At 64.8% G+C, this 15150-nt stretch carries 16 protein-coding genes; all 16 read right to left on the bottom strand.

Annotated elements, in window-relative coordinates:
* Positions 1-15: 15 nt before the first annotated feature.
* Genes MRY17_RS02030 through MRY17_RS02105 form a run of 16 tightly spaced genes read right to left on the bottom strand, consistent with a single transcriptional unit; the run spans position 16 to position 15141 of the window.
* Positions 16-1242 carry a beta-ketoacyl-ACP synthase gene (locus MRY17_RS02030; protein WP_181282845.1) on the bottom strand — a complete coding sequence of 409 codons (1227 nt, stop codon included), beginning with the start codon at positions 1240-1242 and terminating at the stop codon, positions 16-18.
* A complete protein-coding gene (locus tag MRY17_RS02035; protein ID WP_243353208.1) occupies positions 1242-1970 on the bottom strand; it encodes a 3-ketoacyl-ACP reductase FabG2 in 729 nt (242 codons plus the stop codon). Before MRY17_RS02035 ends, MRY17_RS02030 begins: the two co-directional genes overlap by 1 nt.
* On the bottom strand, positions 1967-2428 hold the full coding sequence (locus tag MRY17_RS02040; RefSeq protein ID WP_181282843.1) for a hotdog family protein: 462 nt from the start codon (positions 2426-2428) through the stop codon (positions 1967-1969). The genes MRY17_RS02035 and MRY17_RS02040 overlap by 4 nt, the downstream gene beginning before the upstream one ends.
* Positions 2425-3591 (bottom strand): beta-ketoacyl-[acyl-carrier-protein] synthase family protein, encoded by a 1167-nt coding sequence (locus MRY17_RS02045; protein ID WP_243353209.1) that lies wholly within the window; start codon positions 3589-3591, stop codon positions 2425-2427. The genes MRY17_RS02040 and MRY17_RS02045 overlap by 4 nt, the downstream gene beginning before the upstream one ends.
* On the bottom strand, positions 3588-4070 hold the full coding sequence (locus MRY17_RS02050) for a hypothetical protein (protein ID WP_243353210.1): 483 nt from the start codon (positions 4068-4070) through the stop codon (positions 3588-3590). Before MRY17_RS02050 ends, MRY17_RS02045 begins: the two co-directional genes overlap by 4 nt.
* Positions 4067-4816, bottom strand: coding sequence for a class I SAM-dependent methyltransferase (locus MRY17_RS02055; RefSeq protein WP_243353211.1), 750 nt, complete (start codon positions 4814-4816; stop codon positions 4067-4069). The genes MRY17_RS02050 and MRY17_RS02055 overlap by 4 nt, the downstream gene beginning before the upstream one ends.
* The gene (locus MRY17_RS02060) at positions 4813-6060 is read right to left on the bottom strand and encodes an NAD(P)/FAD-dependent oxidoreductase (RefSeq protein WP_181282839.1); all 1248 of its coding nucleotides are present in this window, start codon (positions 6058-6060) and stop codon (positions 4813-4815) included. The genes MRY17_RS02055 and MRY17_RS02060 overlap by 4 nt, the downstream gene beginning before the upstream one ends.
* A gap of 33 nt (positions 6061-6093) precedes the next feature.
* Positions 6094-8424 (bottom strand): MMPL family transporter, encoded by a 2331-nt coding sequence (locus MRY17_RS02065; protein WP_243353212.1) that lies wholly within the window; start codon positions 8422-8424, stop codon positions 6094-6096.
* Positions 8396-9079, bottom strand: coding sequence for an outer membrane lipoprotein carrier protein LolA (locus MRY17_RS02070; RefSeq protein WP_243353213.1), 684 nt, complete (start codon positions 9077-9079; stop codon positions 8396-8398). The genes MRY17_RS02065 and MRY17_RS02070 overlap by 29 nt, the downstream gene beginning before the upstream one ends.
* On the bottom strand, positions 9076-9501 hold the full coding sequence (locus tag MRY17_RS02075) for an acyl-CoA thioesterase (protein ID WP_243353214.1): 426 nt from the start codon (positions 9499-9501) through the stop codon (positions 9076-9078). The genes MRY17_RS02070 and MRY17_RS02075 overlap by 4 nt, the downstream gene beginning before the upstream one ends.
* Positions 9494-11035, bottom strand: coding sequence for an HAL/PAL/TAL family ammonia-lyase (locus tag MRY17_RS02080; protein WP_243353215.1), 1542 nt, complete (start codon positions 11033-11035; stop codon positions 9494-9496). Before MRY17_RS02080 ends, MRY17_RS02075 begins: the two co-directional genes overlap by 8 nt.
* A complete protein-coding gene (locus MRY17_RS02085) occupies positions 11019-11954 on the bottom strand; it encodes a glycosyl transferase (RefSeq protein WP_181282834.1) in 936 nt (311 codons plus the stop codon). Before MRY17_RS02085 ends, MRY17_RS02080 begins: the two co-directional genes overlap by 17 nt.
* Positions 11951-12685, bottom strand: a complete 735-nt coding sequence (locus MRY17_RS02090) for a glycosyltransferase family 2 protein (protein ID WP_243353216.1) — start codon at positions 12683-12685, stop codon at positions 11951-11953. The genes MRY17_RS02085 and MRY17_RS02090 overlap by 4 nt, the downstream gene beginning before the upstream one ends.
* Complete coding sequence (locus tag MRY17_RS02095) at positions 12678-14348, bottom strand: acyl-CoA synthetase family protein (protein WP_243353217.1); 1671 nt, start codon at positions 14346-14348, stop codon at positions 12678-12680. The genes MRY17_RS02090 and MRY17_RS02095 overlap by 8 nt, the downstream gene beginning before the upstream one ends.
* A complete protein-coding gene (locus MRY17_RS02100) occupies positions 14345-14890 on the bottom strand; it encodes a hypothetical protein (RefSeq protein ID WP_191955919.1) in 546 nt (181 codons plus the stop codon). The genes MRY17_RS02095 and MRY17_RS02100 overlap by 4 nt, the downstream gene beginning before the upstream one ends.
* Complete coding sequence (locus MRY17_RS02105; RefSeq protein ID WP_003209389.1) at positions 14887-15141, bottom strand: acyl carrier protein; 255 nt, start codon at positions 15139-15141, stop codon at positions 14887-14889. Before MRY17_RS02105 ends, MRY17_RS02100 begins: the two co-directional genes overlap by 4 nt.
* Positions 15142-15150: the final 9 nt, after the last annotated feature.

Genomic DNA, 15150 nt, shown 5'->3' on the forward strand with positions numbered 1-15150 from the left:
CAATCGATTAAAAAGTCAGGACCAGCGGCGAAAGATCAGCGAAGTGTTGACGCCGCCAAAGGCAAAGTTGTTGTTCATCACGTAATCGTTGTGCATCTGGCGAAAGCCACCTTGCAGGTAGTCCAGCTCACCGCAGTGCGGGTCGACCGAGTCCAGGTTGAAGGTGTGCACGTACTGGTCGCGGTTCATCATCTCGATGCTGAACCACGATTCCAGCGCCCCGCACGCGCCCAGGGTGTGGCCCAGGAAACTCTTCTGCGAACTGATGGGCATATGGCTGCCGAACAGGCTGCTGGTGGCCAGGGTTTCGGCGATGTCGCCCTGGTCGGTGGCGGTGCCGTGGCCGTTCACGTAGCCGATGGCGGACGGCTCAAGCCCGGCGTCTTCCAGCGCCAGCTCCATGGCGCGGCGCATGGTTTTCTGCTCCGGGCGGGTGGTGTGCTGGCCGTCGGCATTGCTGCCGAAGCCGACCAGTTCGGCGTGAATATGCGCGCCCCGCGCCAATGCGTGTTCCAGCTCTTCGAGCACCAGCATGCCGCCGCCTTCGCCGATCACCAGGCCATCGCGGCCGCTGTCGTAGGGGCGGGGGCTGGTTTGGGGAGCATCGTTTTTCAGGCTGGTGGCGTAGAGCGCGTCGAACACCATGGCCTCGGTGGGGCACAGTTCTTCGGCGCCGCCGGCAAGCATCAACGGCAGGCGGCCGAACTTGATGGCCTCATAGGCATAGCCGATGCCCTGGCTGCCGCTGGTGCAGGCGCTGGAGGTGGGGATCAGGCGCCCGGTCAGGCCAAAGAAGATGCTGATATTCGCCGCCGTGGTGTGCGGCATCATGCGCACATAGGAGTTGGCATTCAGCCCCTCGGCCACCGAGTTCAGCAGCATATTGCCGAACGCCTTGATCTCATCGGTGCTGCCGGTGGACGAGCCACAGGCCACGCCCATGCGCCCGTCCTTGATCGACGCGTCGCCGAGCAAGCCGGCATCCTGCAGCGCCTGCTCCGCCGCCCATACCGCCAGGCGCGAGACGCGGCCCATGCTGCGCAGCTGCTTGCGCGTCCAGTGCGCGGGCACCACGAAATCATCAATCGGCCCGGCCAGGCGCGTGTTCAATTCGGTAAAGCGGTCCCACTCATCCATGCGGCGGATGCCGCTGCGGTTGGCGCGAAAGTTGGCCGCGATGGTGTCCCAGTCGCTGCCCAGGGAGGTCATGCCGGCCATGCCGGTGACGACAACGCGCTTCATCAGCACAGGCCCCCGTTCACGGCCAACACCTGGCGCGTGATATAGCCGGCTTCGGCCGACATCAGGAAGTTCACCGCGCCGGCCACTTCTTCGGGAGTGCCCATGCGTTGCGCCGGGATCATTTTCATCAGCTCGTCGACCGGCACGTTTTCGTCCAGCATGGCGGTGTCGATCAAACCCGGTGCCACACAGTTGACCGTGATCCTGCGCTTGCCCAGCTCGATGGCCAGTGCCTTGGCGGCACCGATCAGGCCGGCCTTGGAGGCGCTGTAGTTGACCTGGCCACGGTTGCCGATCAGCCCGGACACCGAGGTGATGCACACGATGCGCCCGGCGGCGCGACGACGGATCATCGGCATCATCACCGGGTGCAGCACGTTGTAGAACCCGTCGAGGTTGGTGCGCATTACCACGTCCCAGTCGTCTTCCGAGAGCGCCGGGAATGCGCCGTCGCGGGTCAGGCCGGCATTGAGCACCACGCCGTAATAGGCGCCATGTTGCTCGACGTCGGTCTCCAGGATCTGCTTGCACAGCACGCGATCCGCTACATCGAATTGCAGCACACGCGCCTGGCGGCCCAGGGCCTCGATCTCGAGCTGTACCGCGTCGGCTTCGGCACGGCCACTGCGGCAATGCAGCACGATGTCATGCCCGGCCTGGGCCAGGCGCAGGGCAATGGCGCGGCCGATGCCACGGCTGGAGCCGGTGACCAGTACGGATTCAGTCATGGCGTTTGGTCCTTCGATTCATCTAAATAGTGGGCCGCCTGGGGCGGTCGAAATACGTTCAAGCGTGCGCTGGCCTGGATACCGTCGCCGGTGAGGTGGCATTCGAACACCCCCATGCCATTGTCGTCCTCCAGGGAACGCAGGCCGTGGATAGTCAGCTCGGCGCCGGCGGGAAAGTGCGCCACATTGCACTCGAATTTACGCGTGCCCAGCAGGAAGCCCAGTTCCACCGCCTGGCCTTGCTGGCGCGCGCGGCACCCGGCATAGGCGGCGACGCTTTGCGCCATCAGCTCGATACCGACCCAGGCCGGCAGGCTGCCGTCAGCCTGGCTGAACAGGCCGCCGGGCTTGACGGTGAGACGTGTGTGCACCTGCTCTTCATCGAACGACAGCACCTGGTCGATCAGGATCATGTCGCCCGCATGGGGCAGCAGTTCGGCGAGTGGCCAAGCGATCATGAGGCCTCTCCAATAATCAGGCTGACGTTGTTGCCGCCAAAGGCAAACGAGTTGCTCATCAAATAAGGTTTTTTCAAGGTGTCGTCCTTGTGTGCCCACTGCAAGGCGGGCAGCGCCGGGTCGACGTGACCGTCCCACACATGGGGAGGGACACGGCCGTGCATCAGGCTCAACCAGCAGAATGCCGCTTCCAGTGCACCCGCTGCGCCGAGGGTGTGGCCGCTCATGGGTTTGGTCGACGAACAGGCCACGCCGCCCGGAAACAGGCTGGCGACCGCCAGGCTTTCCATGGCGTCGTTGTGCTGGGTGGCGGTGCCGTGCAGGTTCAGGTAGCCGATCTGCTCGGGCGCAAGTTTCGCCTGGGCCAGGGCCTTGCGCATCGCCTGCAACGCACCCTTGCCGGTGGGCTCGGGTGCGGAGATATGGTGCGCGTCGCTGCTGGCGCCGCTGCCCAGCAGGGCGACCGGTGCCGGCTCACGGCTCATCACGAACACCACCGCCGCTTCGCCGATATTGATGCCGTTGCGGTTCACCGAGAACGGATTGCAGCGCTCGGCAGACACCGCCTCCAGGGCGGTAAAGCCGTTCAGCGTCAGCCTGCACAAGCTGTCGACGCCCCCGCAGATCACCGCATCGCACAGGCCCAGGTCGAGCAGGCGCCGGGCACTCATCAGCGCACGGGCGCTGGAGGTGCAGGCGGTGGAAATCACATAGGCCGGGCCGCTCAATTGCAGCCAATCGGCGAGAAAATTCGCCGGGGCGCTGAGTTCCTGCTGCTGGTAGTCGTAGTCGCCAGGAAAGGTGTTATCGCGCAGGTAGTGGGCAATGCCGCGACTGGCTTCGTCGATGCCAGAGGTGCTGGTGCCCAGCACAACGCCAACCCGTGAGGGGCCGTAGGTGTGGATCACCTGGCGGATCGGGTCTTCGATCTGCAACGCCGCTTCCAGCAGCAACTGGTTATTGCGGCTGCTTTGGCCGGCCAACTGTGCAGGAAGGGGCGCCAGTTCGCCACGCACCGCCGCCACCGGCACCACGCGCTCCGGTACCCAGCCGCTCTCGGCGCGCATGCCGCGACAGTCACCGGCAAACAGGCTGCGGCTGACCTCGGCCTGGCTGCGGCCGAGGGCACAGATCACGCCCAGGGCGTTGAGGTAGGCGCTCATTGGCCGACGCCCAGCGGGGTAATGCGATAGCTCAACGGTTGGCCCGCCATGTTCACGCTGAACACCTCTGAAGACTGATAGACGATTTGCCAATGGCCCGGCAGCGTTCGCGTAAGGTCCCTGGCCTGGGCCGCAGGATACAGCGCACGCAGGTCATCCGCCGAGGCCAGGGCAAACAATAGCGCGGCGAACAACGTTCGGGCCTGGGGATTGGGCGGCAGCAAGCCATCGGCCTCCCACTTGCCGTCGATCAACTTCTGCCGGGCCTGGGGAATGCCCAGCGGGTCCATCATCGACCAGCGAATCGCGACGCCTTCACGCTGGATCACCAGCAACCAATCCTGGCTGCGGTCGCCCTCCAGGCGTTGCACATGCAATTGCATCGGCAAGTTCAGGGCCGGAAGTGTGGGCGGCAACGGCGCCTGGCTGGCGCACGCGCCGAGCAGCAACAGGCAACCCATTAACAGCAGGCGGATCATGAACTCACGATCTCCATAGGCTTGCGCGCCACGCAGTTGACCAGGGTTTCCTCGCGCTGGCCCACCGGCGGCGCCCTGCGCAGGCCCCAGCGTTCCAGCAGGCCGAAATCGCTGGAGCGGCTCCACCACAGATAGGGGTACGAGACGTTCTGCGCGCCGAATTCAAAGCCCTGCTCGCGCAGCATGTCCAGGTATTGCTCGGCGCTTTTTTGCACATGCATCGGGTGGCGGAACAGCCAGCGAATCACCCAGGTGTCGATATAGGCTTCGGTGGATTCGGCAAACAACAAATAGCCGCCCGGCTTGAGGACCCGATAGAACTCCTTGAGGGCGCGATGCTGCTCGACCAGGTGGTGGAAGGTCTGGTGGCAAAACACAATATCGACGCTGGCGTCGGGCACCTCGAGGGTGGCGCAGTCGCTGCCGATCAACTCCACGGCCAGGCCTTGGCGCGTGGCTTCCTCGCGGCTCAGTGCCAGGCTGTGGGGGTCGGCATCCACGCCGATCAGGCGCGAGGGCGCGAACACCTGCTGCAGCAACTTGAACGATTTACCCTGGCCACAGCCGGCGTCGAGCAAGACCGGCGCCACCGGCAGCGGTTCGCTGAACAGGCTGCGCAGGTCATTGATCGCCACGCGCAGCACATGATGCTGCCAGGTATGGCTGCGCAGGAACCAGAAGCCGAAGCGGGTTTCTTCGACGTAGTTTTTGCTCAGGTAGTTCTTTTCAGCGGCGGGGCTGCTCATACCGGCTCACTCGCACAGATTTGCGACAGCATCCGCAGGCGCCGCTTGGGCTCGCTGACAAACGGGTTGCGTTCATCCCAGGCGTAGCCGGCGAGGATCGAACTGATCATGCGGCGAATCTGCGGCGAACTGCCGGCGTGGAAAATCACGTCCTGGAACGTCCCGGCGTACCAGCCTTCGACGTAGCAGCGGAAGGTGTCGACGCCGCGCTTCAACGGTTCGGCAAACTCGGTTTGCCAGTCCACCGCTTCGCCTTGCAGTTGGCGGTGCAGCACGCCGGCGGCCATGCTTGCCGAGCGCATAGCGATGGTGACGCCGGAGGAGAACACCGGATCGAGAAATTCCGCCGCGTTGCCCAGCAGCGCAAAGCCCGGGCCATGCAGGGTTTTGACGTTGGCCGAATAGCCGCCGATGCTGCGCGCCGGGGTGTCCCACACGGCGTTCTGCAGTACGCCGGACAGGCTTGGGGTTTGCTCGATAAAGCTGCGCAGGCAGGCATCCAGATCGTGGTCACGGCCGTCGAAATGTTCCTTGGCCGCGACCACGCCGACCGAGCAGCGGCCATTGCTGAACGGGATGGTCCAGAACCAGATATCGCGCTTCTCGGGATGGGTGGTGACCAGAATCTTGGTGCGGTCGAAGCCTGGGTGTTCGATGCGGTCTTCCACATGGGTGAACACGGCCTGGCGCAGCGGGAAACCGGACGGCGATTCAAGGTCCAGCAGGCGCGGCAGCACGCGGCCATAGCCACTGGCATCGAGCACGAAGGTGGTCTTGAGGTGGTACTCGCTGCCATTCTCGCGACGTACGTGCAGGTAGCGATTCCCGCCGGCAAAGTCCACGCCGACGATGCTTTCGCCGTAGCGGATTTCCACACCCTGCAACGCCGCCTGGTCGGCCAGCAGCTTGTCGAACTCGGCACGCTGCACCTGGAAGGTGGTCGGTTTGCCGTTGCTGAAGGTGTCACCGAAATCGAACGCACTGTAGCGCTCGCCCCAGGCGAACGCAGCACCGGTTTTCAGTTGAAAGCCGGCAGCCAGCACGGCGTCGAGCATGCCGGCTTCTTCGATAAAGTCGATGCAGTGCGACAGCAGGCTTTCGCCAATCGAGAAGCGCGGAAAATGCTGGCGCTCGATAATCAATACATCATGGCCTTTGCGCTTGAGCAGCGCGGCCGCGATGGCTCCGGATGGCCCGGCACCGATCACCACCACCTGGCGACGTTCCATTTCAACTGTGGGCACGAAGGCTCCTTGCCACTTTGGCGATATTCACATTCATAAGGCGTGCTTTTGTTGTCCGGCCCAGGGCGCCAGCATAAAGCTGAAGGCCAGGCCAAGGCTGACCGACAGGCCGAAATTGCTCACCGCCGGGGTACTGGAGACAGCCAGCAGGCCGAACGATAACCAAGTGGTCAGCGCGGCCAGCAAGGTTCCCAGCAGGCTGACGGCGGCCCCGCCGATCTGCTCGCGCATCAGGATCGCGTAGTCGACGCTGATGGCCGTGACCAGCAGCAGGCCGAACAGGCTGAACAGGGTCAGCGGCTGGCCCAGCCAACCGAGGCTGGCCAGGCTGCACAGCGCCGCCAGCAAGGGCAGCGCGACGACGCGCAAGGCGCCGGTGAAGCCGAAGGGCAGCATCAACAGCAGCACGATCAGTCCACAGGACAGCAATTTCAATTCGGCCGCGCTGATCTGGGTGTCGGCAAACACACGGTTCAAATCACCCAGGCGATCCACCAGTTGCACGCCGGGCAAATCCACTGCCTGCACCCGCAGCAGCGCCGGGTTGTTCAGGCCTTGCAGGCTGACCATCGCCGCCACGCCGCCGTCTACCGGGCCCAGCCACAGCGTGCGCCATGGCTCCGCGAGAGGGCCTTTGAGCGCGGCGTCGATGTCTTCGGTGGGCAGCGCCTGCAACTGTGCGACTTCGGCTCGCAGCGCGTCGGCGGGAACGCCGAGCTCCAGCAACGGTTGCCAATGCTGCGCGAGGTTATTGAGCGCATCGCGCAGTTGCTGCTGCTCGGCAGGCAGGTTGACCAGTTGATTGAGCGCCAGGTAACCCTGCAGCTTGTCCATATTTACCAGTTGATCCAGGCGCTGGCCCAGGGCGGCCTGGCGCTCCAGCAACTGCTGCTGATTGTCGGCGCGCACCAGGAAGAACTGACTGGTGGGCTGGAACCCGGTAATGCGCGCCACGGCCTGGGCTTCCTGCAGTAATTGCGGCGGTGCGCCGATCCACTGGCGAATATCGTTTTTACTGTTCAATTGCCACAGGCCACCTGTGCAAAACAACAACACCCACACCAGCAACACCGCGCCGGGCACGCGCTTGATCAATGCCGCCCGCCACTGCCACAAGCGTTCGGCGATGTGCAGCGGCCATTGCGCCGGGCGCAGTTCGACACCGCTGAGCAGGGCCGGCAGCAGGCACACGGCGCATAGATAAGCACCGACCAGACCGGCTGCGGAAAACACCGCGATTTGCGTCAGCGCCGGGAACGGCGTCCAGGCCAGCGCCAGGTAGCCGATGCAACTGGTGGCCAGGCTCAGGCTCAAACCCGGCAGGGTCAGGCGCAATGCCGGCCAACTGCGCCACGGTTGCAGACTCCAGCTTTTGGACAGGTAGTGCAGCGGGTAATCCACCGCCACGCCGATCAGGCTTGAGCCCAGCACCAGGGTCATTACATGCATATGGCCGAACAGCGCCACACAGGCCACTGCGCCAAACAGCATGCCGACCACAACCGGCACGAACGCCAGCAGCACCCGCCAGCGCCGGAACGCCAGCAGCAGCAACAGCAGGATGCCCAGGGTTGCGCCGCCGCCGACCCAGGTGATCTCCCGCGTGGCTTGCTGCTGCCCGCTGGCCGCGTAGAGCAAGCCGCTGGCGGCGAGCAGTTGCACGCCCTGCGCGCCGGCCTCGGCGCGGCCGGCCTGGAGCAGATCCGCCACTTGCAGCGGCAGTTTCATATCGAATGCATTGCCGGTGGTGCGCGCCCGCAGGAGCACCCAGCTTTTGCCGTCGGCATCGGCGATCAACGCGCCGCTGCCGATATCCAGCTGTACCGCGCCGTGTTGCGGCTGGCTGTTCTGGATGCGCCCGGTCAGGCCCAGCCAATCGTCCTGGCTCGGCACCAGGCTGAAGCCGGTGAAGGGGTCGAACAACGACTGCACACGCTGCTGGATGAACGCGTCGGGGTGTTCGATCAGTTGCTCGCGGTCCCTGGGCGAGAGCATCGCCAGTCGGCCGCGCAGCAGCTGTTCGCGCAGCGCCGGCAAATCGGCCTGCAGGTTCCACTGCACCTTTTCAAACAGACCGCTGGCCTGCCAGTGCTCGGCCAGTTGCTGCGCCACGGTCAGCGCTTGCTGGCGGTCGGCGTGCCCCACCAGTACCAGCATCTCGCGGTTCAGCGGTTCCTGCATGCGCTGCTCGGCTTGCAGCTCCAGGGCGTCCGGCGTACTGCCGGGCACCAGCTCCATCAGGTTGGCCGACAGCGGCGCACCCGCGCGCCACTGCCAGCCGGCCAGGGCCAATACCGCCACCAGCAGGATCAGGAACAGGCGCGGCAGCAGGCGCTCACTGGGCAAAGTCGTGTTGCTCCGCATCGCTTAACGGTTGGTCGGCGCTGCTGTCCTGCATGCGCAGTACGGTGCTGTCGCCCTGGGTTTCCAGCAGCTCGATGGTGTTCACCAACGCGCCGCCGTCGATATTGATTTGGGTGAATACTTGCTTGAGCAGCAGTGAGCGCGGGATCAGCGTGAGCGTCCAGTTTTGCGCCTGGCCTTGCAGCTGCAGATCGAAGTCACGTTGCAAGCCGCTGCTGTCGCCCTGGAGCACGGCAAGGAACAGACGGTTCTGCTCGGCGCCGGCGCTCTTGTTCGGCAGCAGTTGCCAGCCGTTGGCGTCACGCCGGGCGATGCCCTGACTGGTGATGCGATAGTCCTGTTGCAGCGGGGTTTTGAGCAGCCACAACAGGCCGTGGTCCTTGGCGAGCACGAAGGTGCCTTTGCTGACCAGCGGCTGGGGCAGGGCGCGCAGGTGTTTTTCCTGGGTAAAGTTGCCGTGGATCACGCTGGGTTTGGCCAGTTGATCGCTGAGTTGTTGCAGGTCGAAGGCGTGGGCGCTGAAGCTCAGCAATGTGGCTGCCACTGTAGGAGCGAGCTTGCTCGCGAAAAACCTGAGGGCCCCACGGGGTGTCAGGCGCCCCGCGTTATCGTTGGCGATCTTCGCGAGCAAGCTCGCTCCTACAGGGGATCTCATTTCAGGGCCCTTTCGACGGTGTTGGTGAATATTGTCGGGGAGGCCAGCTGCATTTCGCGGCTGGCGATTTCTACCGCCACTTGCACGGTGCTGGCGCGGGTCAAGCGTTCGCCGCTGGCCAGGTCGGTAATCAGGTAATTGATCTTCAAACGGTTCTCCCACTCCACCAGGCTGGCGCGCACGTTGATCGTTTGGCCGAAGGTGGCGCCGCGCACGTAGCGCAGTTGCATGTCGATCACCGGCCAGGCATAGCCGGCGTCGAGCATCGCGGTGTAGTTATGACCGATCTTGTCCAGCAACGCGCAGCGCGCCACTTCCAGGTACTTCACGTAATGCCCGTGCCATACGACGTGCATGGTGTCGATGTCGAAAAACGGCACGAGGATGTGAGTGTCGCAGTGCAACACGCCGGGGCTACGCATGCAGCCTCCAGTGTTGCTCGGCGATGCGTTGCAGGCACAGGCGCAGTTCGCCTTCCAGGGCGCGGTCTTCGATGACCGGCGGGAAGTCCCGGGCCAGCTCTTCGTGCATCGCCGCCAGTGCCGGTGGCAACGGTCGTGCATCGTCAGCCTGGGCACGCAGCCACACGCCCTGGTTCGCGGCGAGCAGGGTGGCGGCGGCGACCTGTTCGGTCAGCTCCAGAACGCGGATCGCATCGCGGGCGGCGATGGTGCCCATGCTGACCTTGTCCTGGTTATGGCATTCGGTCGAGCGCGAGAACACGCTGGCCGGCATGGTGTTTTTCAGCGCTTCGGCGGTCCAGGCGCTGGTGCCGATCTGCACGGCCTTGAAGCCATGGTTGAGCATTGCGCGGTCGGCCGGCGCGCCCGACAGGTTGCTCGGCAGGCCGTGGTTGTAACGCACGTCCACCAGCAGCGCGAGCTGGCGGTCGAGCAGGTCGGCGACGTTGGCTACCAGGGTCTTGAGGCTGTCCATGGCAAAGGCAATGTGCCCGCCGTAGAAGTGCCCGCCGTGCAGCACGCGTTCTTCTTCGGCGTCGATGATCGGGTTGTCGTTGGCGCTGTTCAGTTCGATCTCGATAAACGCGCGCAGCCAGTTCAGGCTGTCGGCCAGCACGCCGAGCACGTGGGGCGCGCAACGCAGCGAATAGCGATCCTGCAGGCGGTGCAGCGGGGCCGTCGGTGTGTCGATGGCCAGGTCCTGGCGCAGCCAGGCGGCGACTTGCATCTGCCCGGGATGGGGCTTGGCGGCGAACAGGCGTTCGTCGAAGTGTTCAGGGTTGCCTTGCAACGCCACCACATTCAGCGCGGTGATGCGCGTGGCCAGTTGCAGCAGGTAGTCGGCGCGGGCGAAGGCCAGGCAGGCAATGCCGGTCATTACCGCCGTGCCGTTCATCAATGCCAGGGCTTCCTTGGGGCGCAGCACCAGCGGTTCCCAGCCCAGATGGCGGTGCACGTCGGCGGCCTGGCGGCGTTCGCCACGAAACAGCACTTCACGCTCGCCGGACAAGGTGGCCGCCACATACGACAGCGGCGTCAGATCACCGCTGGCGCCCACCGAGCCTTCCTCCGGAATCAGCGGCAGCACGTCATGTTCGAGGAACCCGTGCAGACGCTCCAGCAGTTCCACGCGCACCCCGGACACGCCGTGGCACAGCGACTGCAAGCGCGCCGCCAGCACGGCGCGGGTGGCTTGGGCGTCGAGCAACTTGCCCAGGCCGCAACCATGGAAGGTGTACAGATGACGCGGCAACGCCTCGACGTGTTCGAGCGGCACCGCCACCACGCACGAGTCGCCGTAACCGGTGGTCACGCCGTAGATCACGCCTTCCTTGTCCAGCAGCGAGTCAAGAAACTGCGCGCCCTTGGCGATGCGCCGGCAATACGCGGCATCGTCCTGCAAGCGAGTGGGCGCCTGACGATTGGCCAGGGCCAGGACGTCTTCGATGCGCAGGGGGCGTTCGCCAAAGGTGATCGGCTCAAGAGACGTGGTCATCGGTCTTCCAGAAAGGGTAAAAGTTGAACCATTGTTGCGGCGCTTGCAGGCAGAACTGGCCCAGGCGGGCGGCGTAGCGGGCGGCCCACAGGGCGATGACCTGCTCGCGGGTGCTGCGCTTCCATTCGACCAACGGCGCGAAGGGCTCGATGGTCAGGCGATAGCGGCCCTGGTGCTTGAGGCACATCAGCAGGTTGACCGGGCATTTGAGCAGGCCGGCCAGCAGCCACGGGCCCTGGGGGAACGCGGCCTGATGCCCGAGGAAATCCACGCGCACTGTGCGCCCGCCGTGCAGCGGAATGCGGTCGCCGGCAATCGCCAGCCATTCGCCGTCGTCCAGGCGCTGGCTGAGCAGCAGCATGGTGGCCGGGTCCAGCTCGCTGACCTGGATCAGGCGCAAATGGGTCGCGCCGGCTTCGCCCAGCAGGCGGTTGAAACGCTCGGCATGCTTGGTGTGCACCAGCACGTTCATGGTGACCTGCTCACCGATCTCCGCCAGCGCGCGGCACACTTCCAGGTTGCCCAGGTGCGCGCCCACCAGCATCTGCCCGCGCTCGCCACGCAACTGGCCGCGCAATTGCGCAGGGTCGTTGATTTCGATCTGCTCCAGGCGCAGCTTGCCGTTCCACACGTCGAGCTTGTCGAGCAGGGAGTCGGCGAAGGCCATGAACTGGCCGAAGACCCTGGCGTGGGTCGGCAGCAGCTCTTCACGCCCGCTCCACTGCGCCAGGCGCTGCTGGTATTGCCAGGCGCTGTGGCGCGCGGTGCGGCCGAACACGAAGAAGTAAAACACGATGCTGTAGAGCAGCGGGCTCAACAGGCGCCGGCCAAGGACCTTTGCCGCGAACGCCGTGAGTTTCATCAGCCAGAAGCTGCCGCGCTCCTCGCGGTCGGCCCAGTGTTTGCTGCGCTCGCTCATGCCTGCCACCGGCGCCACAGGATGGCGGGCGCGCGCACCAGCATGCCAAAGAACAGCCGCGTATGCATGGCGCTGATGCGCACGTTGTCGCGCAACAGGCGAAAGTGCGACAGGCCGTCGGCGGGGTAATGCACCTGGGTCGGCAGCCAGCGCATCGGCTGGTTGCGCCAGGCCAGGCGCACGAGGATGTCCGAGTCGAAATCCATGCGCGTGCCGATGTAGGCCGAGTTCATCAGCGCCAGCGTGGGGGCCAGCGGGTACACGCGAAAGCCGCACATCGAGTCGCGAATCTGCAACGACAGGGTGTTGATCCACACCCACACATGGGTCAGGTAGCGTGCGTAGAGACGGCCCTTGGGCACGCTTTCGTCGTATTCGGGATAGCCGCAGATCACTGCGTCGGGGTGCCTGCGGGACGTGTCGATAAAGGTCTCGACTTCGCGCAGGTCATGCTGGCCGTCGGCGTCCACTTGCAGGGCGTGGCTGTAGCCCAGGCGCGCGGCTTCGCGAAAGCCCGCCATGACAGCGGCGCCCTTGCCCTGGTTGCGGGGCAGCGTCAGCAGGGTGACGTTATCGAGGGTGGCAAGCTGCGCCAATACCGCCACGCAGGCCGGGCTGCTGCCGTCGTCCACCAGCAGGCAGGGCAGGCCACTGTCCAGCAGGCTGCGCACCACGGCGGGCACGGCGGCTTCGTGGTTGTAGACCGGGATCAGGGCGCAGGGATTATGCATGCGCGGCCTCCAGTACTATCCGGCCACTTGAGCATGCCGCATCCCCATTGCGATAGGCGAAGTACAACTTGCCACGCTCCCGATCAAAGCGCAGGTGCAGTTGGATGTGATCACCGGGGCGTACCAGTTGCTGGAACTTGAGCACTTCCATACCGGCAAAGGCACTCGGCAAGTCGAGCAGGTGCCGGCCCAGGTTGAACGCCCATTCCACTTGCACTACGCCGGGCAATACCGGTGTGACCGGGAAGTGCCCGCTGAAATAGGCCAGGTCCGGTGGGACGCTCAGTTGCAAAGTCCATTCGCCGTCGGCTTCGACCTGCTCCAGCACCTCCGGCGACTTGGGGCGGGGCGCGAGCAACAAGGCTTCGATATCGGCCTGGGGCAGCTTGCCCTGGCTGTTGAGCGGCAGTTGACGTAGTAAACGCCAGCGGCGGGGCAACGCCAGGGCTTCGCAATGTTGGCTCAGGTGCTGGCGCAGGGTTTGGGTGACCGTACGCCGGCCCTGATTGCGCAGCGCCTGCAGACCCTCGGCGCTCAGTACCACCAGAGCGCCCAGTGAAGCGCGGTTTTCCTGCACCACGCCCAGGCGGGTTTCAGCGACCCATGGATGGTTCATCAACGCCTGTTCAAGCATCGGCAGGGCGATGCGTTTTTCTTCCAGCTTGACGATACGGTCCAGGCGGCCCAGCAACTCAAAACGGCCATCGGCATGGATGCGTGCGGCGTCGGCCGTCTGTTCGATATGCCCGGCGGGCAGGTAGGGCGAGGCAATGCGCAGGGCACCGTCGGCATCCTGGCTCAGTTGCACGTCGGCAAACGGCTGCCACGGTTGTGCGCCCTGGCGCCAGGCGATGCCGCCGGTTTCCGAGCTGCCGAGGATTTCCGTCGGCCATTGCTGCAAGCGGTCATAGAGGCTGCCGGCGGCTTCGACAGGTAAGGCGCCGCCCGAAGAAAACACCCGAGAGACCTGGCTCAGCGCCGGCCAGTCGAGGTTGTCGCCCATGCGCTTGAGCAGCGCCGGACTGGCGACCCAGGCGAATTGCGCGTGTTCGCGGCTGGCGCGCTGCATGTCCTCGGGGAATGCCAGTTGCCTGCGCAAGAAAGTGCGACCGGCGCACAGCGGCCACAGCACGCGGAACAGCAACCCGTAGATATGTTGGGTGGCGACACTGCCGATGATGCAGGCGTCTTTCAGGTCCGCGCCCCACAATGCCTCCAGCGCCTGGACCTCATTGGCCAGCTGGCGCAGGGACTTGTCGATACGCTTGGGTTCCCCGCTGGAGCCGGAGGTGCACAGGCTCAGTTGGCAGCTATCGAGGTCGAGGGCGGCAGGGCTCAGTGGTGCCTGGTACAGCGCTTCCAGGTCCGCAGTTTGCGTCAGCCAGGCATCGACGACGGCGTCCCAGCGCTGACGGGTTTGCGGCTGCAGGTCGGCGGGGAGCAATACGCTGACCCCGGCACGCCAGGCGCCGAGCAAGGCAATCGCCAGCACCCCGGCGTCTTCCAGGTGCACCGCCAGGCGCTGGATGCCGCGCGCTTGCAGGCCTGCCGCCAGGCGCAGCGACTGCTCCACCAATTGAGCATGATCGAGCGCGGGATCGGTGGTGACCCGGCGCTGTTCCAGCGGCTCGAGCAGCAGATGCTCAAGTTTCAAACCTTTCATACGCGGCCTCGAACCCTTTGTCGTACCAGCCATTCCACGGCAAACAACAGCCCCATCAGCCCGTAGGCGATCAAGCCGTTGTACAACGTCCACCAGCTCAGCGGCGCCCACAGGGTGAGGGCGCCGGCGAGCAGGCCATTACACAGAAAAAACACACTCCATACCACGGTGACCTGACGTGTATACAGCACCGCATTCGACGGCAGGTCCGGCTCAGTCATGCGTGCCAGGCGCTCGACCATCGGTGGCCCGTATTTCAGGCTCAGGCCGAACAGCGCCAGCATGAACCCGCTGACCAGGCTGGGGTACCAGCGCAGCCATTGCGGGTTATCGAACCAGGCCAGGGCCAGGCAAAACACAATCACCACCAGCGCCATCCAGCGACTGCCGGGGCGTCGTGCGGCGGTGAAGGCGCGCAGCAGCCAGAGGCTGCCCAGCAGCAGGCCAAATTGCCATGGGGCAAAATGCTCGGTGCCGTAATACACCGCAAAGGGGTACAGCAGCCCCGCCAGCAACAGGCCAAGGCCGATCAGCCGGCTCATGCGGCGGGCTGGACCAGACGGTACACCGCCTCAACCACGTCATTGACGGTACGCACCGCCTTGAATTCCTCGGCGGCGATTTTCTTGCCGGTCTGGCGCTTGATATGGTCGATCAGGTCCACGGCATCGATGCTGTCGATTTCCAGGTCCTGGTACAGGTTGGCGTCCAGGGTGACGCGCTCGGGTTCCAGTTCAAACAGTTCCACCAGAGCGTCGCGCAGGGTGTTGAAAATATCGTCACGAGTTTGCATGGTCCGGTC

It is taken from the genome of Pseudomonas orientalis, from assembly GCF_022807995.1.
GTDB classification, from domain to species: Bacteria; Pseudomonadota; Gammaproteobacteria; order Pseudomonadales; family Pseudomonadaceae; genus Aquipseudomonas; species Aquipseudomonas orientalis_B.

What these genes read in the sequence shown, in the direction of transcription:
- MRY17_RS02030 (WP_181282845.1), bottom strand. Translation starts at nt 1,242, where the DNA reads ATGAAGCGCGTTGTCGTCACCGGCATGGCCGGCATGACCTCCCTGGGC.
- MRY17_RS02035 (WP_243353208.1), bottom strand. Translation starts at nt 1,970, where the DNA reads ATGACTGAATCCGTACTGGTCACCGGCTCCAGCCGTGGCATCGGCCGC.
- MRY17_RS02040 (WP_181282843.1), bottom strand. Translation starts at nt 2,428, where the DNA reads ATGATCGCTTGGCCACTCGCCGAACTGCTGCCCCATGCGGGCGACATG.
- MRY17_RS02045 (WP_243353209.1), bottom strand. Translation starts at nt 3,591, where the DNA reads ATGAGCGCCTACCTCAACGCCCTGGGCGTGATCTGTGCCCTCGGCCGC.
- MRY17_RS02050 (WP_243353210.1), bottom strand. Translation starts at nt 4,070, where the DNA reads ATGATCCGCCTGCTGTTAATGGGTTGCCTGTTGCTGCTCGGCGCGTGC.
- MRY17_RS02055 (WP_243353211.1), bottom strand. Translation starts at nt 4,816, where the DNA reads ATGAGCAGCCCCGCCGCTGAAAAGAACTACCTGAGCAAAAACTACGTC.
- MRY17_RS02065 (WP_243353212.1), bottom strand. Translation starts at nt 8,424, where the DNA reads ATGCGGAGCAACACGACTTTGCCCAGTGAGCGCCTGCTGCCGCGCCTG.
- MRY17_RS02070 (WP_243353213.1), bottom strand. Translation starts at nt 9,079, where the DNA reads ATGAGATCCCCTGTAGGAGCGAGCTTGCTCGCGAAGATCGCCAACGAT.
- MRY17_RS02075 (WP_243353214.1), bottom strand. Translation starts at nt 9,501, where the DNA reads ATGCGTAGCCCCGGCGTGTTGCACTGCGACACTCACATCCTCGTGCCG.
- MRY17_RS02080 (WP_243353215.1), bottom strand. Translation starts at nt 11,035, where the DNA reads ATGACCACGTCTCTTGAGCCGATCACCTTTGGCGAACGCCCCCTGCGC.
- MRY17_RS02085 (WP_181282834.1), bottom strand. Translation starts at nt 11,954, where the DNA reads ATGAGCGAGCGCAGCAAACACTGGGCCGACCGCGAGGAGCGCGGCAGC.
- MRY17_RS02090 (WP_243353216.1), bottom strand. Translation starts at nt 12,685, where the DNA reads ATGCATAATCCCTGCGCCCTGATCCCGGTCTACAACCACGAAGCCGCC.
- MRY17_RS02095 (WP_243353217.1), bottom strand. Translation starts at nt 14,348, where the DNA reads ATGAAAGGTTTGAAACTTGAGCATCTGCTGCTCGAGCCGCTGGAACAG.
- MRY17_RS02100 (WP_191955919.1), bottom strand. Translation starts at nt 14,890, where the DNA reads ATGAGCCGGCTGATCGGCCTTGGCCTGTTGCTGGCGGGGCTGCTGTAC.
- MRY17_RS02105 (WP_003209389.1), bottom strand. Translation starts at nt 15,141, where the DNA reads ATGCAAACTCGTGACGATATTTTCAACACCCTGCGCGACGCTCTGGTG.